At 62.1% G+C, this 19,581-nt stretch carries 24 protein-coding genes; 8 read left to right on the top strand and 16 right to left on the bottom strand.

Annotated elements, in window-relative coordinates; all coding sequences use genetic code 11:
• Positions 1-4 precede the first annotated feature (4 nt).
• Both ACOOHD_RS07610 and ACOOHD_RS07605 read right to left on the bottom strand, forming a co-directional pair.
• Complete coding sequence (locus tag ACOOHD_RS07610; protein WP_420460969.1) at positions 5-676, bottom strand: DUF2911 domain-containing protein; 672 nt, start codon at positions 674-676, stop codon at positions 5-7.
• Positions 677-739: 63 nt separating this feature from the next.
• Positions 740-1,558, bottom strand: coding sequence for an SDR family NAD(P)-dependent oxidoreductase (locus ACOOHD_RS07605; protein ID WP_420460968.1), 819 nt, complete (start codon positions 1,556-1,558; stop codon positions 740-742).
• Between the two features lie 140 nt (positions 1,559-1,698).
• Between ACOOHD_RS07605 and thyA the strand changes: the two genes are divergently transcribed.
• The 3 genes from thyA to ACOOHD_RS07590 are packed head-to-tail and all read left to right on the top strand — an operon-like array spanning position 1,699 to position 4,443.
• Positions 1,699-2,604 (top strand): thymidylate synthase, encoded by a 906-nt coding sequence (thyA, locus tag ACOOHD_RS07600; RefSeq protein ID WP_420460967.1) that lies wholly within the window; start codon positions 1,699-1,701, stop codon positions 2,602-2,604.
• Positions 2,564-3,061 carry a YkgJ family cysteine cluster protein gene (locus ACOOHD_RS07595; protein WP_420460966.1) on the top strand — a complete coding sequence of 166 codons (498 nt, stop codon included), beginning with the start codon at positions 2,564-2,566 and terminating at the stop codon, positions 3,059-3,061. Before thyA ends, ACOOHD_RS07595 begins: the two co-directional genes overlap by 41 nt.
• A gap of 20 nt (positions 3,062-3,081) precedes the next feature.
• Positions 3,082-4,443, top strand: coding sequence for a DUF2254 domain-containing protein (locus ACOOHD_RS07590; RefSeq protein WP_420460965.1), 1,362 nt, complete (start codon positions 3,082-3,084; stop codon positions 4,441-4,443).
• On the opposite strand, the gene ACOOHD_RS07585 is transcribed toward ACOOHD_RS07590, so the two are convergent.
• Positions 4,427-5,146, bottom strand: coding sequence for a TIGR00730 family Rossman fold protein (locus ACOOHD_RS07585; RefSeq protein ID WP_420460964.1), 720 nt, complete (start codon positions 5,144-5,146; stop codon positions 4,427-4,429). The genes ACOOHD_RS07590 and ACOOHD_RS07585 overlap by 17 nt on opposite strands.
• A 189-nt stretch (positions 5,147-5,335) precedes the next feature.
• On the opposite strand from ACOOHD_RS07585, the gene ACOOHD_RS07580 reads away from it, so the two are divergent.
• A complete protein-coding gene (locus ACOOHD_RS07580; RefSeq protein ID WP_420460963.1) occupies positions 5,336-5,584 on the top strand; it encodes a hypothetical protein in 249 nt (82 codons plus the stop codon).
• Here the strand turns inward: ACOOHD_RS07580 and ACOOHD_RS07575 are convergent.
• Genes ACOOHD_RS07575 through ACOOHD_RS07545 form a run of 7 tightly spaced genes read right to left on the bottom strand, consistent with a single transcriptional unit; the run spans position 5,581 to position 11,287 of the window.
• Positions 5,581-5,994: a hypothetical protein gene (locus ACOOHD_RS07575; RefSeq protein WP_420460962.1), complete on the bottom strand. Its 414-nt coding sequence runs from the start codon at positions 5,992-5,994 to the stop codon at positions 5,581-5,583. The genes ACOOHD_RS07580 and ACOOHD_RS07575 overlap by 4 nt on opposite strands.
• 46 nt (positions 5,995-6,040) lie before the next feature.
• Entirely contained in the window at positions 6,041-7,000 is a 960-nt protein-coding gene (locus tag ACOOHD_RS07570; RefSeq protein WP_420460961.1) for an L-threonylcarbamoyladenylate synthase, read from the bottom strand.
• A gap of 5 nt (positions 7,001-7,005) precedes the next feature.
• A complete protein-coding gene (locus ACOOHD_RS07565) occupies positions 7,006-7,896 on the bottom strand; it encodes a hypothetical protein (protein ID WP_420460960.1) in 891 nt (296 codons plus the stop codon).
• A 57-nt stretch (positions 7,897-7,953) separates the two neighbouring features.
• Positions 7,954-8,460 (bottom strand): GDYXXLXY domain-containing protein, encoded by a 507-nt coding sequence (locus ACOOHD_RS07560; protein ID WP_420460959.1) that lies wholly within the window; start codon positions 8,458-8,460, stop codon positions 7,954-7,956.
• Entirely contained in the window at positions 8,447-9,466 is a 1,020-nt protein-coding gene (locus tag ACOOHD_RS07555; protein WP_420460958.1) for a DUF4401 domain-containing protein, read from the bottom strand. The genes ACOOHD_RS07560 and ACOOHD_RS07555 overlap by 14 nt, the downstream gene beginning before the upstream one ends.
• On the bottom strand, positions 9,456-10,412 hold the full coding sequence (locus tag ACOOHD_RS07550) for a DUF2157 domain-containing protein (protein WP_420460957.1): 957 nt from the start codon (positions 10,410-10,412) through the stop codon (positions 9,456-9,458). Before ACOOHD_RS07550 ends, ACOOHD_RS07555 begins: the two co-directional genes overlap by 11 nt.
• Positions 10,409-11,287 carry an alpha/beta hydrolase gene (locus ACOOHD_RS07545; protein ID WP_420460956.1) on the bottom strand — a complete coding sequence of 293 codons (879 nt, stop codon included), beginning with the start codon at positions 11,285-11,287 and terminating at the stop codon, positions 10,409-10,411. The genes ACOOHD_RS07550 and ACOOHD_RS07545 overlap by 4 nt, the downstream gene beginning before the upstream one ends.
• Positions 11,288-11,351: 64 nt before the next feature.
• Between ACOOHD_RS07545 and rocD the strand changes: the two genes are divergently transcribed.
• The gene (rocD, locus tag ACOOHD_RS07540; protein ID WP_420460955.1) at positions 11,352-12,629 is read left to right on the top strand and encodes an ornithine--oxo-acid transaminase; all 1,278 of its coding nucleotides are present in this window, start codon (positions 11,352-11,354) and stop codon (positions 12,627-12,629) included.
• On the opposite strand, the gene ribD is transcribed toward rocD, so the two are convergent.
• A complete protein-coding gene (gene ribD, locus ACOOHD_RS07535) occupies positions 12,626-13,684 on the bottom strand; it encodes a bifunctional diaminohydroxyphosphoribosylaminopyrimidine deaminase/5-amino-6-(5-phosphoribosylamino)uracil reductase RibD (RefSeq protein ID WP_420460954.1) in 1,059 nt (352 codons plus the stop codon). The two genes, rocD and ribD, sit on opposite strands and share 4 nt — an antisense overlap.
• Before the next feature lie 178 nt (positions 13,685-13,862).
• Here ribD and ACOOHD_RS07530 point away from each other — a divergent pair, with 178 nt between their 5' ends.
• On the top strand, positions 13,863-14,453 hold the full coding sequence (locus tag ACOOHD_RS07530; RefSeq protein ID WP_420460953.1) for a Pathogenesis-related transcriptional factor and ERF protein: 591 nt from the start codon (positions 13,863-13,865) through the stop codon (positions 14,451-14,453).
• Here the strand turns inward: ACOOHD_RS07530 and mnmD are convergent.
• The 3 genes from mnmD to ACOOHD_RS07515 form a co-directional block, all read right to left on the bottom strand.
• Positions 14,406-15,065 carry a tRNA (5-methylaminomethyl-2-thiouridine)(34)-methyltransferase MnmD gene (mnmD, locus tag ACOOHD_RS07525; RefSeq protein WP_420460952.1) on the bottom strand — a complete coding sequence of 220 codons (660 nt, stop codon included), beginning with the start codon at positions 15,063-15,065 and terminating at the stop codon, positions 14,406-14,408. The genes ACOOHD_RS07530 and mnmD overlap by 48 nt on opposite strands.
• Positions 15,066-15,398 carry a bacillithiol system redox-active protein YtxJ gene (gene ytxJ, locus ACOOHD_RS07520; protein WP_420460951.1) on the bottom strand — a complete coding sequence of 111 codons (333 nt, stop codon included), beginning with the start codon at positions 15,396-15,398 and terminating at the stop codon, positions 15,066-15,068. It abuts the gene before it with no gap.
• Positions 15,399-15,469: 71 nt separating this feature from the next.
• Positions 15,470-15,610: a hypothetical protein gene (locus ACOOHD_RS07515; protein WP_420460950.1), complete on the bottom strand. Its 141-nt coding sequence runs from the start codon at positions 15,608-15,610 to the stop codon at positions 15,470-15,472.
• Positions 15,611-15,719: 109 nt separating this feature from the next.
• On the opposite strand from ACOOHD_RS07515, the gene ACOOHD_RS07510 reads away from it, so the two are divergent.
• A complete protein-coding gene (locus ACOOHD_RS07510) occupies positions 15,720-16,700 on the top strand; it encodes a pyruvate dehydrogenase complex E1 component subunit beta (RefSeq protein ID WP_420460949.1) in 981 nt (326 codons plus the stop codon).
• A gap of 128 nt (positions 16,701-16,828) precedes the next feature.
• On the opposite strand, the gene ACOOHD_RS07505 is transcribed toward ACOOHD_RS07510, so the two are convergent.
• Positions 16,829-17,770 (bottom strand): NADP-dependent oxidoreductase, encoded by a 942-nt coding sequence (locus tag ACOOHD_RS07505; RefSeq protein ID WP_420460948.1) that lies wholly within the window; start codon positions 17,768-17,770, stop codon positions 16,829-16,831.
• 352 nt (positions 17,771-18,122) lie between these two features.
• On the opposite strand from ACOOHD_RS07505, the gene ACOOHD_RS07500 reads away from it, so the two are divergent.
• Positions 18,123-18,755, top strand: coding sequence for a CatA-like O-acetyltransferase (locus ACOOHD_RS07500; RefSeq protein WP_420460947.1), 633 nt, complete (start codon positions 18,123-18,125; stop codon positions 18,753-18,755).
• Here ACOOHD_RS07500 and ACOOHD_RS07495 read toward each other — a convergent pair.
• Complete coding sequence (locus ACOOHD_RS07495; RefSeq protein ID WP_420460946.1) at positions 18,752-19,492, bottom strand: head GIN domain-containing protein; 741 nt, start codon at positions 19,490-19,492, stop codon at positions 18,752-18,754. The two genes, ACOOHD_RS07500 and ACOOHD_RS07495, sit on opposite strands and share 4 nt — an antisense overlap.
• Between the last annotated feature and the right edge of the window lie 89 nt (positions 19,493-19,581).

Genomic DNA, 19,581 nt, shown 5'->3' with positions numbered 1-19,581 from the left:
GCGGTTATTTCGCCGCGGCGGAGACGGGGAAGCTCACCTTCAGGTCGGACCACATCAGGGCAACTTCGTTGCCCTCCAGGGCGAAATCCATTTTCTCCGCCGGGGAGTTGAGGGCGGTAGCCGTACCCTTTACCCGGGCTACGTCATCGGCATCGGCGTAATCGTAGGCCCCCCACTGGTCGGCGGTCTTATTGAAGATGATGGTCCAGTCGTTCTTGTCGTTGGGCATGGTGAACAGAGAGTAGGTGCCGGCGGCCAACTCGGTGCCCTCACTGCCTACCCTGACGGGCTGGGCGAAGGTGATACGGGTAGCCTCGTTGGCACCCGTGCGCCAGACCTTACCGTAGGGGACCAGGTCGCCGTAGATGGTGCGTGCGTTGACCGAGGGGCTACCGTAGTTGATCGTTACGTCCACCCCGTCGACAGTGCCCTTAAGCTCCTTACGGGGACTTTTGATGGTGGTATCGAGGGTGGTGACGGTGTAGTTCTCTCCACTCATCGTGCCACCGCTACTATCCATGTTATCGTTATCCGTACCCGTAGTCGGTGCGGTGGTCGTGGTAGCCGGCGTATCCTCACCGGTAGCGGGGGTGGTAGTCCCGCTGGAGGGCGTGTTGCAGCCGGCGGCGAAGAGTAGGCTACCGAAGAGGCAGGTGAAAAGTGCGGTGCGTGTCATGTTGGTAGTTCGTGTTGTGAAGGGAATACGGCAGGGTAAACGCCTAAGGGCGGGGAAAGTGGCCTAGCCGACCTCTTTTTTCTCCTCGTCGAGCACACGCTGGACGAAGTGAGGCGAGGGAGCGTAGCCGGTCCAGCCACCGTCGACCAGTAGCTGCTGCCCGGTAATGTGACGGGCCGCCGGGCTGAGCAGGAAGCCTACCGCGGCGGCTACGTCCTCGGGTAGGCCCACCCGTCCGGTGGGATTGAGTCTAGCCCAGACGCCGGCGTAATCGGGCTCCTCCTGCCGGGTGCGCTCGGTCAGCGTCGCTCCGGGCGAGACGCAGTTGACGGTGATGCCCAGGGGAGCGAGGTCGAGCGTGAGTTGCTGGGCCAGCATGGCAATTCCGGCCTTCGACATGCCGTAGGCGGCCAGGTTGTGGTAGGCGCGGTTACCGACGTTGGAGCCGATCAGTATAATACGCCCCCCGGAGCGTCGTTGCTTCATCCTGCGGGCGGTGGCCTGGGCCAAAAAGAAGGTGCCCTTCAGATTCAGATCGACCACCCTGTCGAAGCTACGCTCCGTGAAGGTGAAAAAGTCACCGAACTCGGTGAGCCCGGCGTTGGCCACCACCATCTCGAGCTGGCTGTCGGGCAGGCCCACGGCAAAATCAACCATGTGGTTGATGAACTCCACGGAGCTGGCGTCGCCCACGCAGGCGTAGGCCCGACCGATCCCGAGGGCGTTGAGTTCACTGACGGCCTGGTGAGTGCGCTCCTCGGAAAGGTCGTTGACGACCACCGCGGCACCGTTCTCGATGAGGTACTTGGAAATGCCGAAACCGATGCCTGCGGCACCACCGGTCACGATGGCGGTTTTACCGTCGAATACTTGAAAGTTCATTCTGGTGATTATCCGACGGGCGGGCGGCCGGTGTGTAAACGGAGGTGTTGGGGCGTACGGGTAAACCGTGTTATCGCGTCCCTATGGTAAAGAACGGGTACCTGATTATAGTTTTATCTTTCCCCCAATTCCGCTCCGCCATGAATACCTACCACCACCTACTGCGCCACATCCTCGAGGCGGGTACCGCGAAGGGCGATCGCACGGGTACCGGGACGCTATCGGTGTTTGGCTACCAATCGCGTTACGACCTACGTGCCGGCTTCCCCCTGCTTACCACCAAGCGGGTACACTGGAAAAGCGTGGTGCATGAGTTGCTGTGGTTCATTCGCGGCGATACCAACATCCGCTACCTGGTGCAACATGGCGTGCGCATCTGGAACGAGTGGCCCTTCCAGCACTACCTGGAGCAGACGGGCCGTTCTGAGGGACTGCCCAAGCACAGTGCTGCCTGGAAGACCGCTCTTAGGGAGTTTGTCGCCCAGATTGCCGCCGACGAAAACTTTTCCCGCCGGTGGGGCGAACTCGGCCCGGTGTACGGTAAGCAGTGGCGCGATTTCAATGGCGTAGACCAACTGCGGGACGTCATCGAAGGCATCAGGCGCAACCCCAGCAGCCGCCGCCACATCGTCACGGCCTGGAACCCGGAGGAGATTCCCGCCATGGCTAAGGCCGGACTGCCCCCCTGCCACACCCTTTTTCAGTTCTACGTCGCGGAGGGCCGACTCAGCTGCCAGCTCTACCAGCGTTCGGCGGACGTATTTCTGGGCGTACCCTTCAACGTGGCCTCCTACGCCCTGCTCACTCAGTTGGTGGCCCGTGAATGTGACCTAGGGGTAGGCGACTTTGTCCACACTCTGGGCGACGCTCACCTATACACTAATCACCTGGAACAAGCGCGCGAGCAGCTCACCCGTGCCCCCCGCCCGCTGCCCACCGTACGGGTTGCCGACGACGCACCGGGTATCTTTGCGCTCACCTACGACGATATCCAGCTGCTGAACTATGACCCCTGGCCAGCCATCCGAGCCCCCATTGCCGTATAGCCTCGACCGGGCCGCCGCGGAGTACAAACGCAACCGTAAACTGGTGAGCCGCCTGCGCCAGCGTACGCCCCGGGACCTCGACGAGCGGATTCACACCCTGCACGAAGCGGCCTTCGCCGAAATCGACTGCCTGAAGTGCGCCAACTGCTGTAAGACGACCAGCCCGATCTTTCGCGACATCGATATTGACCGCCTAGCGCGCCACCTGGGTATCCGTCCGGCCGAGTTGGTGGCGCAGTACCTTCATCTCGATGGCGACGGGGATTACGTGCTCAACCAAGCTCCCTGTCCGTTTCTCGGGCCCGACAACTACTGCTCCGTCTATGCCGCCCGCCCCCGGGCCTGCCGGGCCTATCCCCACACCGACCGTAAGAACATGGTGCAGATCCTACCGTTGACCCTACGGAATACGCTGGTGTGTCCCGCGGTAGCCCAGATCTTTCGGCGGCTGCGGTAGCCGGCCAGATGCACTCGCCCATGACCCCATATTACCGTACGCTTCAAAACTTCTTCAAGCAGGCGGTGCGCAGCGTAGCTTTTTTACCCGTGCCGATGATCGCTGCGGCCGTGTTGCTCGGCTTCCTATTCTTCTACTTGGAGAATTCGACTAGTGTTAGCCAGTCTACCATGGACATTTTTCCGGCCCTGGCCATCACCAGTCAGGACACTGCCCGCACCATCCTGGGCATGTTCATTGGCGGACTCATCACGCTGACGGTGTTCACTTTTTCGCAGATCATGATCCTGCTCAATCAGGTGGCCGGCAGCTACTCCCCCCGGCTGCTGCCGAAGCTGACCGGCGACCGGGCGCTGCAATTCGTCATGGGGCTCAACCTGGCGACCATCGTACTTACGATCACCGTGCTGCTATCAATCCGCAGCAGCGACGATTATAAGATTCCCAACTTTTCCATTCTGGTGTGCACCGTGCTGGGTATCATCTGCCTCTGCCTATTCGTCTATTTCGTCACGGCGATCACGAAAAAGATCCAGGTCGATAGCATCGTCGACGCTTCGGCCCGAGATGCGATTGACTCGCTTGCGAACGAGCTGCACCTGGGGAAAGCTGGCTATGCTGAGAAGGCCCTGCCCCGGGAGGTGCGGGATTGGTACCCGATTGCCTCTCCTATCGGAGGCTACGTAGGCAGCGTTAACCACCGGGCAATTTCTCTCCTGGGGCGGAAGTACGGCACGCGATTTTTCATCGGGGTGTGTAAGGGCGAGTACGTACCCCAGGGTTTTCCACTGCTACAGTCCGAGCGGTTGCTAAAGCATGAACAGGTCGAGGACGTACTCGATACGGTGGCCCCCATACGCGATCAATTCGACGATTGGTACCTACCGAACCTCAAGCAGCTCACCGAGATCGCACTTAAAGCTATGTCCCCCGGCATCAACGACCCCGGCACGGCCCTCATGGTGATCGACCGGCAAACGGAGGTGCTCAGTCAGCTCATGACCACGCCCCTGCACAACTTCTATTTGGCCCAGGAGGGCGAGGAGGTCTGGTATGCCCGCCACGACTACGGCGATGTCCTGGCTGCCCTGATGCAGGAGATGCGCTGCTACGCCAAGCAGGATCCCCTGGTGGTGCGCCGTATGTTTCAGATGCTCTACCACCTACTGCAGAAGGCCAGCAACTCCCTGACCCATACCTACTCCGTCACGAAGGAGATCAGTGCCCTGCTGGAGGATGCCCGCGCGGAAATCCCTAACGGTCGCGACCGGCAACTGATCGCGCGCGATGTACTGGCCCACCGGCGGGCGCTGCGGCAGCTGGCGGAGCTGCGGGGGGTGACGGCGGTGCGGCAGCGGGAGGCAGTCAGAGCTTATAGTTAGGCGCCAGCCGCCCCCCCTTCTCATCGTAAAACTCCTGGATGATCGCCAGTACCTCCTCCGGAGTATCCACCAGTGGGATAAGGTCCATGTCCTCGGGGCTGATGGTACGCTCGCGGGTCGACATCGTCTCAAAAATCCACTCGCGCAGGCCGGTCCAGTAGTCGGTGCCAACCAGGATGACCGGCACGGGAGTGATCTTTTTGGTCTGAATCAGGGTGAGCACCTCGAAGAGCTCGTCCATGGTGCCGAAGCCGCCGGGGCAGCAGACGAAGGCCTGGGCGTACTTGACGAACATCACCTTACGCACGAAGAAGTAGCGGAAGTCGATGTCCTTGTCGTGGTCGACGTAGGCGTTGCTGCTCTGCTCGAAGGGCAGGTCGATGTTGAGACCGATGCTTGCTCCCTTGCTGTCGTGGGCCCCCTTATTGCCGGCCTCCATGATGCCCGGACCTCCGCCGGTGATGATGCCGTAGCCCTGGCGCACCAGGAGGCGGCCGATCTCAGTGGCCGTTTTGTAGTACTTGTGGTCGGGCTTGGTGCGAGCCGAGCCGAAGATGCTCACACAGGGGCCGATGCGGTTCATCACCTCGAAGCCCTCGACGAACTCACTTATCACCTTAAACATAGTCCAACTGTCCTCCCCAAAGGGGGCGGTGTTCCAGCGGCGGGGGGCGTGGCGGTCCAGCCCGGAAAAATCACTCATAGAAGAAGAAAATTAAGCGCGGCGGGCAGACGCGCGCCGCCGGAAACAAATGCCTCAGCCCCCAGAACGGTTGGCCGACGAATAAATTTTGACCCCCAGGCAACGCATGCCACCACCCCGTCGTTCTTTCCAGCGAATATTCGCTTCTCTAACCCGTGCCAGCCGGCTGGCGGCCCAACGAACACTTGAATGACCACCACTCCCATGGCCGCCGCCGCCCGCTCGGCCTCCCTGATGCACACCCTGAGTACCGAACTGCAGCTACCCAGTGAGCGCCTCCACGGTTTCACCCGCCTGCGCGAGGATCTGTTTCTGGATACGATGGACATCGACCTACTCGTAGCCGGCCTCGAACGCCGCCTGGAGTACTACCTCACCGAGGAGGAAGCCAGCCAGGTCGAAACCGTCGGCGACCTGCGGCACTTTTTCCTGCGCTAGTCCGTCGGCTGATCTCCGGGGATGCCCCCACCCGCTGCCCCAGCCCGCTGCATCAGGAAGTTAAAGATATAGCCCTCGATGCGCGCCTGTAGCGTGAGTACGTCGCCCTCGAGGGCTACGATCTGGTAGGTCAGCGGCATTTCTACGCCCTCGGTAGTGATCTCTTCCGCCTCGCGCCGGTACGTGCCCCGTTGGGGAGTATCCGTGAGTAGATTGGTCTCGAACTCGCCGGCGGGGCCAAATACGAGGTAGAGCCCCTCCAGTAGGCCGGTCTTTACATTATCCCGCCGGGCCTCCACCAGTTCCCAGCGGCCCTCCAGCTGGGCAGCGGTATCCTGGGATAATTCCGCGTCGGAACCGCAGGAAAGGAACAAAAAGGGTAGACAAAGCAGAAAAAAGAACACGCGCATGGGTCGGAGGAATTGCACTTCCCGAAACAGGCCAGTGGGGTAAAAGTTATGCTGGCGGTGCCGCCGCTCGCCGCAGCCGGTCGTTGATAGCCTGGCCGATCCCGTAGTCCGGTACCAGCTCTACCTCGGCCGCTCCGTAGCCGCCCGCCGCGAGCTGACGCAGCACCCCGAAGAGCCGCTGAGCCGCCTCCTCCAGCGATCCGGTCGGGCTAAGATTGAAGGTATGCGGTCCACCGGGCCGGTCGGGGCCGAAGCAGACCACGGCCCGTTCCCTCGACCCGTCTTGCACCGGCGCCCCCGCCCGGATACTGAGTTGAATGCCGGGGGAGTAATGGCTGCTGAGCATACCCGGGGCCTGGGGGCGCGAACTGCTCTGGGTACGTACCTCTACCGGATGACCGAGTAGTTGCTCCAGCTGCTCCACCGGGGTGCCGCCCTTGCGCAGCACCACTACCCGCTCGGCCTGGAAGGCCACGATGGTGCTTTCCACCCCCACCCGGCAGGGCCCCCCATCGAGGATGTAGTCGATGCGCTCACCGAGCTGCTCCGCCACGTGGGCGGCGGTGGTGGGGCTGACGAAGCCGAAGGGATTGGCACTCGGGGCAGCGACCGGAAAGTCGACCGCCCGGAGTACCGACAGCGTCAGGGGGTGAGCCGGAACGCGTAGGGCCACGGTGTCGAGCCCGGCGGTGACCAGATCGGGGATGTCCGCCCGGCGGGGAAGGACCAGTGTAAGGGGGCCGGGCCAGCAGGCTTCGGCAAGTTGGCGGGCCTGGCGGGGGACGCTGCGTGCATAGTTCAGCGTACGGTCGGTATCGGCCTGGTGCAGGATCAGGGGATCGAAGTGGGGCCGGTGCTTGGCGGCAAAGATACGGGCCACGGCGGCTGGGTCTAGGGCATTAGCCCCTAGTCCGTAGACCGTCTCCGTAGGCAGGGCCACGAGCTGTCCGACCCGCAGGCGGCGGGCGGCTTCCTCCGGGTCACGGGCGATGGGGGCGGCGGGCATGGGGCTCAGTAGAGGGTGTAACTGACGTACGGAATGGGACTGGGGGCGAAGGTATCGCCGTCCAGCAGCTGGGTCGCTACGCCGAAGCTCCAGCGGTGACGACGGCGGGCAAGGCTGAAATTAGCGGTAGGCAGCAGGCTGAAGCGGAAGCTTTCGGAGTACACCAGGGCTTCCAGGTACAGATGATTACCGCGTCCCACCTGGCTGCCGATGCCGACGCGGTAGTTGGCCACGGTGGTTCTAACGGCGTTGTCGGTGAGGTAAAATAGTCCGGCCCCGAGGGTAAAAAATTGTCGCTGGCTGCCCACGGTGAGTAGACTAGTGGCGTCGCCGAGCACCGGGAAGGGGTCCTCGCCGTACTTCAGCACGGGGGCGTAAATGAATTCATTGCTCAGGCCCAGGTGCAACCACTCGGTCACCGAGGTGCGGAAGCGTTGGGTCAGTAGTAATCCGAGCGGACCGGCCAGGCCGATGCCCAGCTGCCAGTGCTCGTCCAGGGCGAAGTCTAGGCTATTGTAGGCCAGCAGCACGGTCTTGAATTGCCGCCGGCCGGGGTAGGGCAGGGCGGTGCGTACGAGGGTTAGATCGCCCAGGGGCGGCGTAGGCAACGTGCTGCGCGGATCGAGCACGATGCGCGGTGTCACGAACAGGCCCAGAAAGCGTAGTTCCCGCGTGGGCAGGTAGCTACGCGTACGTGCTCCACGCAGCTGCAGGTCGATGCTATCGGCCGAGATCGCGTAGACCACCCCGAGCAGTTGCGACTGGTTTACCAGGGTGACCAGGTGGAGCTGAGTAGTGTCTCCGAGCCGGACGTTGGGGTCTACGCGCTGTCGCCAGACCTGGCCGGTCAGCGCAAGGGAACTCAGTAGCGAGAGGAGAAGCAGGGCGGGGCGCATGGGCGTTGCAATATTAGCCATATCTCAGGCGTCGGACGCTTGCCAGGCGTCCGACGCCTACTCTAAAAGGTGAAAATTCGCATCATAAAGCCCCGCCAGCACCACGCCCCCCCGCCCATATAGCCGCAAGCCCCCGTACGCCGCCCGACCGAACACCTCAGCCTTACCCTCCTCGAAGAAGTAGCTGTCCGCGCCGATCGATAGCTCGCCCCGGCTCCAGGCACCCGCCTCCTGCCGCCGGATGCGTAGCGCATACTCTCCCTCCGCTAGCCCATTGGGGGTGTCACTCATGCGGACTAGGTAGCCCACGCCGTTTTCGTCCAGCCGTACGATGGCGAAGGACTCCCCCCGGTCCGGTACCGCGTCACCGGCGAAGCGTAGCAGCTCGTAGCGCAGGTCCATGTAGTCACCCTGTAGCAGCGAACGCGGATCGACCGGAGCGAGCTGTAGGAGCACCAGCGGGCCACTACGTAGCGTCCGTTCCTTGTCCAGGCCGTAGACCAACGCATAGCCGAGCACGACGCTCAGACAGAGCAGTAACAGGAGGCGTTTAGTGCGGGACATGGGTGGGGAAGCGGCGTTGCACGATGAAATAGAGCAGCAGCAGGAGCACTCCGGAGGCCATGAGCGCCAGGGATTTATTCAGCAGGTCCCAGCGCAGATCGTAGTAGTACTGCCCGGTGAAGTAGACCAGTCCGAGGGTGCCCAGCCCAGTACCGATGAAGTAGTTGTTGCGGTGGCTTAGTAGTAACAAAAAGACGCCGCCGAGCAGTAGGGGAAGTAAGAGGAGCGGGGCAAGAATGAGTCCGGCGGCTACCGTCCAGCGTGCGCTCAGACTGTACCAGACCGTCACGAGGCAGCAGAGGTAGAGTCCTCCGGCCACTACCACCTCGCTGTAGTCACTCACCGCCACCCCGAAGTAGCCCGCCCAGCGGTACCAGGCCATACCGAGCAGGAGGCTGACCGCCAGGCCCGCGCGTAGGGGTTGTAATCTGCGGTCACCCAGCAGGTAGTGCTCCAGTAAGTTGACGGTCAGAAAGGCCAGGGCGGGTAGTAACACGGCCAGGGCCAAAAAAAGCGAACCGGCCTCGGTAAAGTGGAGGAAGAGTAGGCAAGTGGGTAGCGACACCGTGGCCACGAAGATCAGAAAGTAGTTGCGTGAGGTAGCCAGGGTGAGTATTGCCACGGCGATGACCGGCAGGACGAGCTGGCGTTCGGTCAGTTGGTCGAACATGCTATAGAACACCAGGGACACACCCACCAGATACGCACAAATGATGGTCGTAGCCAGGAAGGCCGTCCGGGGTTGGCGACCGAGCAGGAGGGCGGCAACCACCAGACCCGCCCCGGTGACCAGTGCGGCTGCTTCCGAGTTGATCACCCCGCTCCACACTAGGAAGATCAGAAAGAGCAGGGTAGCGAATACCGCCCCGATGCCGGAAAGGACCTTGGCGACGGTAGATACCTCATCATCCTCCAGACGGGCCTCCTCGGCCGTGAGGGCGTCCCAGTCCACGGTGATCGGCTGCGTTGCCCGCCGCTGAATGTATGCGAGGTGGTCAGTCCTCACGCCAGCTGCGGTTGAGGGACTGCAGGTAGCGGACCAGCAAACTGATACTGCCCACCAGGGCGAATCCGAGGACGAACAGTGCCCAGGCCCCGTCGACGGCCCGCAGGAAAAGAAAGAGGACGGTGAAGATGACACTACAACCCACTACGGCCAGGTAAAAGACGGAGCGCTCGACCAGCCCTAGCCGCACCCAGTAGACGTAGAGTCCCGTGGCCAGCAGGAGCGCCAGGCCCAGAGAGGGTAGGTTGTCACCGAGGCTACCGGTCGCGGTATTGACCGTAGCTACCGTTGCGGTCCAGAGCGCGATGAGTTTGATGAGCCAGCTGAAGGCGGTGTCGTGCGAACGCAAGTTGTACACCACCGCCCATACGATGAGGTTGAAAACGAACAGCACGATGCTCGTAGCCAGCACCTCCCAGGCTACGCCTACCTGCTGGGTGTAGAGGATGAGCGTGGTGTTGAGCAGTACGACGAAGATGAGCCACAGCGGGGGGTAGGCGATCAGGGCCACCCAGGGCAGCGCGAATACCGACCAGAGCAGAAACAGCTGGAAACTATCCGCCCCGGTCTGGTAGACCTGCCCGAGCACGGCCAGCAACACGCCGATGAGTACCACCGTGGCGGTGAGTAGTACGCGGCGCAGGCCATCGCGGAGGGGAGCGAGTAGGGCGACCAGTCCCGTTACGCCCAGCAACCCGCCGGCCGTGCCGAGTTTAGCCAGGCGGGGCAGGGCGGCCCAGTTGTAGGCGAAAAAGAACACTACGCCACTGAGTAGAAAGGCCACGCCCGCCCCCAGCAACACATAGTGAGCGAACTGTAGCCAGAGGTGGCGGTCGGCGTAGACCGTTTCGGTGAGGCTGCGGCGGATATCGGCCGGTCGCCAGTCACTGTGGCGTGCTAGGCGTTCCATCTCCTCGCGTGACGGCGGCGGTAGACTACTGCTCATCGGTGCAGACTAGGGGTCACCGAGGCCAGAAAGGCCCGCAGGCGCCACCAGTAGCCGTCATCGCCGATCTCGGTGATGTTGTCGTGGCCGGCTCCGGGGATGATGTAGAGTTCCTTGGTCCGGCTACTAAGGGCGGCGTAGAGCTGCCGGCCGTTGTCGACGTCGATACTCGCGTCGAGCTCTCCGTGCACGATTAGGGTAGGCTGGGTGACCGAGCGGGCGGCCTGCAGGGGGTGTACCTCGCGGTGCGCATAGCGGGCCAGGCGCTCGCTGCGGTCGAGCAGGGCGTCGGTGAGCCAGACGGGCAGCGGAAGGCCCAGCCGCCGGCTGGCGTAGAGGTTGGTGATCTGTCCGAGGTGGGCAAAGGCGCTCTCGACGATGCCGAACTCAATTTCGGCACTACGGGCCATCGCCTGCAGGGCCACGGCACCCCCCATGCTGTGTCCGAATACGCCGGTAGGCAGGTCGCCACCCAGAAAGCGGAGTTTCCCGGTGGCCTGCACCACGTCGCGCCACTCGTGGTAGCCAAAGCTAGTGAACTGTCCGCCACTACGCCCGTGCGCCCGCGCATCGTAAAGGAGGACGTTGTAGCCGTAGGGGACTAGCTGCGACAGGTACTCCAAATAAACTTCCTTAGCGCTGTCCTTGCCGTGCAGGATCAGCAGGTTGCCGCGGGCCGGCACCGTAGCCGGTACGTAGAAGTAACTCAGATCCACACCCTCAGCGGTACGCATCAGCCCCCCCTCGAAGTGGTAGCCCAGGTCGCTGGGGTCGAGGTTGCCGCGGCGCCGGCGCGGACGCACGATGGCCTCCGGCAGCCAGCTTTGTAGCGCCAGAAAGAGCAGTACGGGAAGGAGGAGTAGGAGCCAGTACATGGGGGTGAAGATACGGTGTGCGGCACCAGCGCCGGTGGCTGGTAAACCTCCTACCTTTGCCCCCATGACCCCCCAAGACTACATCGCCCTCGAAGACCGCCACGGTGCCCACAACTACCGTCCCCTGCCCGTCGTGCTCGCCGAGGGGCGCGGCGTCTACGTATACGACGTGGCCGGCAAGCAGTATTTCGACTTCCTCAGCGCCTACTCCGCCGTCAACCAGGGGCACTGCCACCCGCGCATCGTGAGTGCCCTACAGCAGCAGGCCGCCAGGCTCACCCTCACCAGCCGGGCCTTTCATAACGATCAACTGGGACCCTACGAACAGTACCTCACCGACTATTTCGCCTTCGACAAGGTGCTGCCCATGAACACCGGCGCGGAGGCCGTCGAGACTGCCATCAAGCTGTGCCGCAAGTGGGGCTACGAGGTCAAGGGCATACCCACCGACCGGGCGCGCATTATCGTCTGCGGACAAAACTTCCACGGCCGCACCACCACCATCATCAGCTTCAGTTCCGACCCCAATGCCCGGGGCAACTTCGGCCCCTACACCCCCGGCTTCGAGAGCATCCCCTACGGCGACGCCGCTGCCCTGCGCCAGGTCCTGGCAAATGACCCGGCCACCATCGCCGGCGTTCTCGTCGAGCCCATCCAGGGGGAGGCCGGGGTATTCGTGCCGGACGACGACTACCTCCCCGCCGTAGCCGCCGCCTGCCGGGAGCAAAATGTGCTCTTCATCGCCGATGAGATCCAGACCGGCATCGGCCGCACCGGGGCGCTGCTCCGCATCTGCGGCGACTGTAGCTGTGCCGGACACTGCGAGCGGCAGGCTACCTACACCCGCCCCGATATTCTCATCCTCGGTAAGGCACTCAGCGGCGGCACCTACCCGGTATCGGCCGTACTGGCCGACGATGCGGTGATGCACGTCATTCGCCCCGGGCAGCACGGCAGCACCTTTGGCGGTAACCCGGTAGCCTGCGCCGTGGCCCGTGAGGCCCTGCAGGTCGTGATCGATGAGAAATTGACGCAGAACGCCCGCCGCCTCGGCCATCTCTTCCGCCAGCACATGCAGGAGCTCGTCGAGCAGTACCCGGAAACCCTGGTGCTGGTACGCGGAAAGGGACTGCTCAACGCCCTGGTTATTAACGACTCCGAGGACAGCGACACCGCCTGGAACCTCTGCCTGGCCCTAGCTGATCGCGGCCTGCTCGCCAAGCCCACTCACGGCAACATCATCCGCTTCGCCCCGCCGTTGGTCATCTCCGAGGCCGAGCTACTCGAGGCCTGTGGCATCATTGCAGAGGCCGTTCGCTCCCTGGCGCTGGCGGCAGCCTAGTCCTTTGTCGGTAGGGTGTAAGTACGCAGGGTGTCGGTGCCGATCTGCTCCGTACGCACTAACTGTGCTGCCAGTGGAAGGAGGGGAGCGGCCAGTCCATTACCGAAGCGTACCGCTCCGGTAAATACCCGCGCCTCGTCGTAGAGCCCCTGCTCGATGAAGGCCCGCAGGACGGTAGCGCCGCCCTCCACGGTCAGGTGACCCACCTTGAGCTCGTAGAGTTTCTTCATGATGCGTCGGAGGGCCTTCTTCCCGAGCTCCTTCTCGCCGATGTCTATGGTATCGGCCCGCAGCTTGTTCGACTTGCGGCCGGTGAAGACCAGGGGGCGCTGCCCATCGGACTGAAAGATACGCTCCTTACCCGTCAGCCGGCCGCGTAGATCAATTACTACCGGGCGGGGGCTGGGACCCGGGAACAGCCGCGCGGTAAGGGAGGGATCATCGTCGATCACAGTGCCCGCCCCCACTAAAATGGCATTGGTCTCGGTACGCCAGCGGTGGGTGAGCCGACGGCTGATGGGGTTGGTGATCCAGTAGCTGCGGCTGCGGTCCTTGGGGCGCAGGAAGCCATCGCTCGACTGCGCGTACTTCAGTAGCACAAAGGGTCGCCGCTGGGTGGTAAAAACCGCCCGGCCCCGGTTCGTCTGCTCCGTCGGGGCAAAGTCCGGATATTCTTTCACCCGTACGCCGGCCTCCCGCAGGATGCCCGCTCCCCGCCCCGACACCTCGTCCGTCGTGTCCCGCTGCGCGAAGACCACCTTGCGGATGTGCTCCTTCAGGATCAGTCCGGTGCAGGCCGGCGTGCGCCCCTTGATGCAGCAGGGCTCCAGACTTACGTAGAGGGTAGACTCCGGGATCAGGTGCTGGTCGGCCTCCCGCACCGAGGCCAGGCAGTTCACCTCCGCGTGCGCCTCACCGGCCTGCTGGTGGTACCCCTCGCCGATGATGCGTCCGTCGTGGAGGAGTACGGCACCCACCCGGGGGTTGTCGCCAACGCGGGAGTCCGCCAAATGGGCCAACTGGGCCGTGCGGGAAAGGAGGTCAATATTTTTCACAGCCGTATGATTTATCGTAAAACCCGTGTTTGGGAGTATAATTAATCTGATATTTTAGAAATCATGGCCAAAATCGACAACAGTTTGCCTAAATTTGGAATAATGTGAATAACAAGGACATTCCGGGGGCGGGGGTCTAGTTTCGTCGATCAAGTATACTTACTAATACCCAAACCCTATGACACAGCGCATTCTCCTCAAAAATTCCTCCCAGGAAGCCCTGCTGGACCAAGATGTTTACGATACTCTTCGCCAGGATCTCCGCCTGACCAAACTTGGCGTCCTCGATAACCTACGCCTCCACTCCTCCGGCTGCGTGGTGTTCCAAAAAACCCAGAAGTGCGAAGGCGAGCGGGGCTACCGTACCATCACCCTCTACCTGCACAAACTCATCGCCGAACGCTACCTCACCGATACCCGCAGCCGCGAGCGCAACCTAGTTGGTAGTCTCAACGGCGACAAACTCGACTGCCGTCTAGCCAACCTCGAGTACCGCAGCCGGTCGGCCGCCAGCCGGCAGCGCCGCAGCTCCAGCAAGCTAGGCTACACCGGCGTGTACCAGGAAAACAACCGCTACCGGGCCGTGATCAGCGTCAACCGCCGCAGTGTCCACATCGGCATGTTCGCCACCGCAGAAGAAGCCGCCCTGGCCTACAACAAGAAGTCGCGCGAGCTCTACGGCAAGCAGGGTAAGATTAACAAGGTCGTACCGGCCGGCCCCTCAGATCAGGGCGCGGGTCATCTCGCGTTTACCGACCGGGCCCGGTAGCCCCTCCACCCGAAAGCCCACCGCCCGCAGGTTGCGTTTGAACTGCCCCTTGGCACAGTAGGTGACCAGCCTTCCGCCCGGGGCTAGCAGGCGGTAGCAGTGCTCCATAGCCGCTACCGTCCACAGCTCCGGTTGCTGCTCGGGGGCGAAGGCGTCATAGAATATGACCTGCGCTGCATCCTGCGGCCCCGCGAGGAAGTCTTGTCGGTGTTTCAGCAGGGTAAAGTTTGGCGTGAGGTGGTGCACGGTTTCCCAGTCCGCATCGTGCAGCTCGTATAGCCACGCCGGAGGACAAGCAAGTACCTCCGGAAAGTTGAGCTTCCGAACCTGCCGTGGACTGACGGGATACTGCTCGTAGGTCGTGTAGTGGAAATCAATACTTGGATTGAGATCAGCTAGCTGCCTGACCAACAGTGCATTAAGTCCCGTACCGAAACCCATTTCTAAAATAGGAATCGTGGCATGGGTAGCTAGCAGATCCTCTAATCCCGCCTGAATAAAGACGTGCCGACTCTCCTTCACCGCACCGTAAGTGCTATGGTAGCTAGCGCCAAAACGGGCATCCCGCAGGCTATGACTCCCATCGTCGGTTAGGAAAAGGCTGGGCTTCACCTAGGCCGTCTGCCGCAGCTCGTCGACGCGGATGTCGAGGTGACTGGCGTCGTAGATGCTCTTACCGTTCTTGATCACCAGGATCTGCGGTGACTCGTGGCGCACCCCAAACTCACTGGCGATGTAGTTGCTGATGTCGCGGTGGCGCAGTAGGTCGAGGTAGTAGGGCTCGAGCTCCTCGGCGGGCAGGTCCCACTGCTTTTCCAGCCGGTTCTTGGCCAGACTACTGATGGGGCAGCTGGTGCTGTGCTTCAGGATCAGGCAGGGCCGGGTGTGGCTGCGTTCGATCAGGGCTTCGATATCGTGTACGCTTGTGATGTTCGTCCAGTTCATAGGGCAGGGGGTCAGGGGCTGAGGGCGGGGCCGCCGGTGCACTACTCAGGGAAGGGCACCCGTACCGGCAATTACCAGGGCCACGTAAATAGACTGCCAACAAGCTCCTGGACGGAAAGGTTGGTCGGGCAACCGAATCCCCGGTTGCAGGAGGAAAGGAGCAGGGTGGCCGTGGCGGCCAGCAGGGGGAGTAGGCGTTTGAACTTTTTCATGGGGGTAGGGCACGAGTGAACGGTACGCAAGGTAAAGGGTTACAGGGGGGTGATGGTTGGCCGCTTTGCCGACCGCTGCGTACTTTTGCCCGCCTAACGATAACCCCCTATGGCCCGAAAAATTGCCCTCCGAGACGCCCTGCGCGAAGCGATGACCGAAGAGATGCGCCGCGACGATACCGTTTTCCTCCTCGGCGAGGAGGTAGCTCAGTACAATGGCGCCTACAAGGTCAGTAAGGGGATGCTCGATGAGTTCGGGCCGGAGCGGGTGATCGATACGCCCATTGCCGAGCTCGGATTTGCCGGCATCGGGGTGGGGGCGGCCATGAACGGCCTCAGGCCCATCGTGGAGTTTATGACCTGGAATTTTGCCGTACTGGCCTTCGACCAGATCATCAATAATGCGGCTAAGACCCTGAGCCAGTCGGCCGGACAGTACTCCTGCCCTATCGTATTCCGCGGCCCGTCGGGCTCCGCCGGCCAGCTTGCCCAGCAGCACAGCCAGACTTTCGAGAGCTGGATGGCGAATACCCCCGGCCTGAAGGTCGTATCCTGCACCGACCCGGCCGATGCTAAGGGGCTCCTAAAGAGTGCCATCCGTGATCCGGACCCCGTCTGCTTCATGGAGTCCGAGCTGCTGTACGGCTACGAGGGTGAGGTACCCGAGGGCGAGTATTTGGTAGAGATTGGCAAGGCCGCCGTACGCCGTGCGGGCACCGACGTCACCCTGGTGAGCTACAACAAGATGATGCTGCCCACCATGGAGGCTGCCGAGCTACTCGAAAAGGAGGGCATTAGTGCCGAGGTCATCGACCTGCGCACCATCCGCCCCCTTGATCGCAAGACCATCATCGAGTCGGTCAAAAAGACCAACCGCTGCGTAGTGATCGACGAGAGCTGGCCCTTCGCCGGCATCAGTGCCGAGGTAGCCTACGAGATTCAAAAGTCGGCTTTCGATTACCTGGATGCCCCGGTCATCCGCGTCAATGCCGCCGACGTCAGCCTGGGTTACGCCGCCCCCTTTGTGGAGGAGTTCCTCCCCAATGCGGAGAAGATCGTCCGCGCCGTCAAGCAGGTCAGCTACGTGTAGTGGCTCCCGGCATGTGGCTCCCGGCATCCTTGCCGGGGTCGCGCGGTAGCTAGGATACTGCCTTTGGCAATATCCTATTACCTACCGCGGCTAGAAGCCACGAGCCAAGCCACGAGCCACACGAGCCACTAAGGCACCAACACCACCTTTCCCGCCGGTGCCTCGCCCCCCTCCACCTCGGTATAGGCCCGCTTGTAATCCATGAGCGCATACTCCCGGCCCACGTGCACCTTCAGGCCATGGTTCTCAACCAGGTCGTAGAGCCGGTGCAGCATCGTGTGGTTTACGCTCACCACCAGTATGTCGTGCTTCTTATCGCTGACCAGGTTATTGACAAAGCTGCTTACAAAACTCCGCACTCCGGGCTGGATATCGAGAAAGGTACCATGATCGCTCAGCAACGTCCTTGCCTGTGACCAGGACAGCGTATCGGCCGCATCGAGGATGGCGTCGAAGGTCTGCCCGGACTGAGTAATGTCCGTTTCCCCGTAGTCGATCGTATGACTGGCTCCCATATCCTGCATGAAGGTCTGGTGGTGTCCGGAGCCGGTGGCGGTGACCTCAGCGTTATCCATGCGGGCGATCTGGATAGCCAGGTGGCCGAGTCCGCCGCTACCGCCGTTGATGAGGATGCGTTTGCCGCGGGCGTCAATCTCCTCGCGCATCGCGGTGTAGGCGGTGGCGCCTACCATGGGCAGGGCCGCCGCCTCCTGCATACTCAGCGAGGCCGGCTTTTCGTGCACCTCGCTGCTTTCGACCAGGATGAAGTCGGCCATGGCCCCTAGTTTTTTGAAATTGACCCAGCCGAACACCTCGGAGCCGATGCGTACGTCCGTCACCTCGGGGCCGGCCGCCGCGACCACCCCGGCAAACTCACAGCCCATCAGGCGGGGCCACTGGTGGCCGTCGGCCAGCTTGAAGTGGGCGTTGCGGATCTTCCAGTCTACGGGATTCATGCCGGCGGCCCTGACCTCTACGAGAAGTTCCTGCCCCGTGGGTTCGGGCGTGGCGACCTCGGCGAGGTACATCTGCTCGATGCCTCCGTAGTTGTCGTAGCGTAGTTGTTTCATGGCGCGGAGTTTGTTGCATAAGTGCCGCCGGGTAGACTGGGTTCGCTATTCGGCCCCGCCGTTTGGCCTACGCATCATTTACGCCCCTGCCGAATGAGGAAGCGCGCCAGGAAGTACAGCAGCGCCACGAAGCTACCGGCTACGAAAAGGAACAACAGAGCGATACCGGTATCTGACATGGATTGGAGGCTAAGGTGCAACTGCTCAGGAGACAAAGGATAAAGGCAGCAGCAGACTTTGGGTTCATATCTAACTCACTGTACCTTGACCCCCTAACTCCTTGACCCCCTAACTCCTTAACCCCCTAACTCCTTAACCCCTTGACCCCCTAACCCCTTGACCCCCTAACTCCTTGCCCTACCTAGACCTCATCACCTGGCCCCGCCGCGCCCACTTCGACTTCTTCCGCCAGTTCGACGAGCCCTTCTTCGGACTGACCGTGCGGGTGGATGCTACCGAGGCCTACCAGCACTGTAAGGCTACCGGGCAGTCGTTCTTTCTCTTTTACTTGCATAAGTGCCTAGTTGCGGTCAACGCCACCGAAGCCTTCCGCTACCGAATCGAGGACGACCGCGTGCGGGTGTACGAGCACATCCACGCCTCGGCGACGATCGACCGGGCCGACGGCACCTTCGATTTTTCCTATATCCCCTTCGCTACTGACTTTGCTACTTTTCTTACGGGAGCGCAGGCGGAAATTACCCGCATCCAGTCTACCACGGGGCTCAACGTAGGGGTGGCCGGCCCCGACGTGATCCACTTCAGTGCCGTACCCTGGCTCGACTTCACCGCCCTGAGCCACGCTCGCAACTTCAAACATCCCGATAGCGCCCCCAAGATCAGCGTCGGTCAGCTCACCGAGCGCGATGGCCGGTGGGGCATGCCGGTCAGTATCCACGGCCACCACGCACTGCTGGACGGCCGGGAGGTGGGGGAGTTCGTGCGGGCCTTCGAGACCGGACTGACGATCGGGGTGGGGGACTAATCTTTACGGACCGAGCCGCCCGAGCCACTGTGCACGTTGATGTTCGTGACCTTGCCACGGTAGCTGACCCGTCCGCCGGAGCTGGCCTCGGCCTCCAGAGCTTCACTGACGTTGATCTCCACGCCGCCGCCACTGCTGGCCTCGGCTTCCCCCCGTTCCGCCAGGTAGTTTTGAGCCGATACGGCACCTCCCGAACTGGCCACCGCGTCTACTGACTTACCACTTCCCTTCACCTCGATGCGCCCACCGCTATCGGCGCGTAGGCGTAGCTCGGCTCCGCTGAATTCGGCCCCAATGAAAGCCGCGCTACCCGCTTCGAGCTCCATGCGCTCGCCGGTAAAGGCGGATTTCATTTGCAGCTGTCCGCCGGCTTCCCCACCGATGTAGGTCAGGCTGGGTCCAGTGACGTAGACCACAATGGGCTCCTTGGAGCGGAAGTGGACGTTGTCACGAAAGCCGATCCGCAGCCGGTTACCCGACACCTCCGTTTTGACGTAGGGCAGCAGGTTACTTTCGGCCTCGACGCGCACCTTGGTGGTGGGTCCCTGGGTGAGCTCCACGCGTAGGTTACAGCAAAAGGTTAGTTCCTGAAAGTCGGCTACGGGGCGGTTCTCCACGGTCACTTCCCCGTTACCGACGATGCGGTTGCGGTCATTTAATCCGTTGCTACCGTAGGTCGTCTGGGCGCCGGCGGTAAGCCCCAGGCCGAGACAAAGTAGGAGCATTAGGTACTTCATATTCGTTTGTTTTGTCTAAGGACGACCACCGTTTGCGGGGGTTGCACGCACCTTACCACCCATGCCGTTGTTGTACGTTTTTGGCCTAA

This window comes from Neolewinella sp. (assembly GCF_965214665.1).
Lineage (GTDB): Bacteria > Bacteroidota > Bacteroidia > Chitinophagales > Saprospiraceae > Neolewinella.
This window is presented reverse-complemented; position numbering and strand designations above follow the sequence as displayed.

What these genes read in the sequence shown, in the direction of transcription:
- ACOOHD_RS07565 (WP_420460960.1), bottom strand. Translation starts at nt 7,896, where the DNA reads ATGCGCCCCGCCCTGCTTCTCCTCTCGCTACTGAGTTCCCTTGCGCTG.
- ACOOHD_RS07580 (WP_420460963.1), top strand. Translation starts at nt 5,336, where the DNA reads ATGACCACCACTCCCATGGCCGCCGCCGCCCGCTCGGCCTCCCTGATG.
- ACOOHD_RS07510 (WP_420460949.1), top strand. Translation starts at nt 15,720, where the DNA reads ATGGCCCGAAAAATTGCCCTCCGAGACGCCCTGCGCGAAGCGATGACC.
- ACOOHD_RS07505 (WP_420460948.1), bottom strand. Translation starts at nt 17,770, where the DNA reads ATGAAACAACTACGCTACGACAACTACGGAGGCATCGAGCAGATGTAC.
- ACOOHD_RS07495 (WP_420460946.1), bottom strand. Translation starts at nt 19,492, where the DNA reads ATGAAGTACCTAATGCTCCTACTTTGTCTCGGCCTGGGGCTTACCGCC.
- ACOOHD_RS07575 (WP_420460962.1), bottom strand. Translation starts at nt 5,994, where the DNA reads ATGCGCGTGTTCTTTTTTCTGCTTTGTCTACCCTTTTTGTTCCTTTCC.
- ACOOHD_RS07570 (WP_420460961.1), bottom strand. Translation starts at nt 7,000, where the DNA reads ATGCCCGCCGCCCCCATCGCCCGTGACCCGGAGGAAGCCGCCCGCCGC.
- ACOOHD_RS07515 (WP_420460950.1), bottom strand. Translation starts at nt 15,610, where the DNA reads ATGAAAAAGTTCAAACGCCTACTCCCCCTGCTGGCCGCCACGGCCACC.
- ACOOHD_RS07610 (WP_420460969.1), bottom strand. Translation starts at nt 676, where the DNA reads ATGACACGCACCGCACTTTTCACCTGCCTCTTCGGTAGCCTACTCTTC.
- ACOOHD_RS07585 (WP_420460964.1), bottom strand. Translation starts at nt 5,146, where the DNA reads ATGAGTGATTTTTCCGGGCTGGACCGCCACGCCCCCCGCCGCTGGAAC.
- ACOOHD_RS07550 (WP_420460957.1), bottom strand. Translation starts at nt 10,412, where the DNA reads ATGAGCAGTAGTCTACCGCCGCCGTCACGCGAGGAGATGGAACGCCTA.
- ACOOHD_RS07595 (WP_420460966.1), top strand. Translation starts at nt 2,564, where the DNA reads ATGACCCCTGGCCAGCCATCCGAGCCCCCATTGCCGTATAGCCTCGAC.
- ACOOHD_RS07530 (WP_420460953.1), top strand. Translation starts at nt 13,863, where the DNA reads ATGACACAGCGCATTCTCCTCAAAAATTCCTCCCAGGAAGCCCTGCTG.
- ytxJ (WP_420460951.1), bottom strand. Translation starts at nt 15,398, where the DNA reads ATGAACTGGACGAACATCACAAGCGTACACGATATCGAAGCCCTGATC.
- ACOOHD_RS07560 (WP_420460959.1), bottom strand. Translation starts at nt 8,460, where the DNA reads ATGTCCCGCACTAAACGCCTCCTGTTACTGCTCTGTCTGAGCGTCGTG.
- ACOOHD_RS07545 (WP_420460956.1), bottom strand. Translation starts at nt 11,287, where the DNA reads ATGTACTGGCTCCTACTCCTCCTTCCCGTACTGCTCTTTCTGGCGCTA.
- rocD (WP_420460955.1), top strand. Translation starts at nt 11,352, where the DNA reads ATGACCCCCCAAGACTACATCGCCCTCGAAGACCGCCACGGTGCCCAC.
- ACOOHD_RS07605 (WP_420460968.1), bottom strand. Translation starts at nt 1,558, where the DNA reads ATGAACTTTCAAGTATTCGACGGTAAAACCGCCATCGTGACCGGTGGT.
- ACOOHD_RS07590 (WP_420460965.1), top strand. Translation starts at nt 3,082, where the DNA reads ATGACCCCATATTACCGTACGCTTCAAAACTTCTTCAAGCAGGCGGTG.
- thyA (WP_420460967.1), top strand. Translation starts at nt 1,699, where the DNA reads ATGAATACCTACCACCACCTACTGCGCCACATCCTCGAGGCGGGTACC.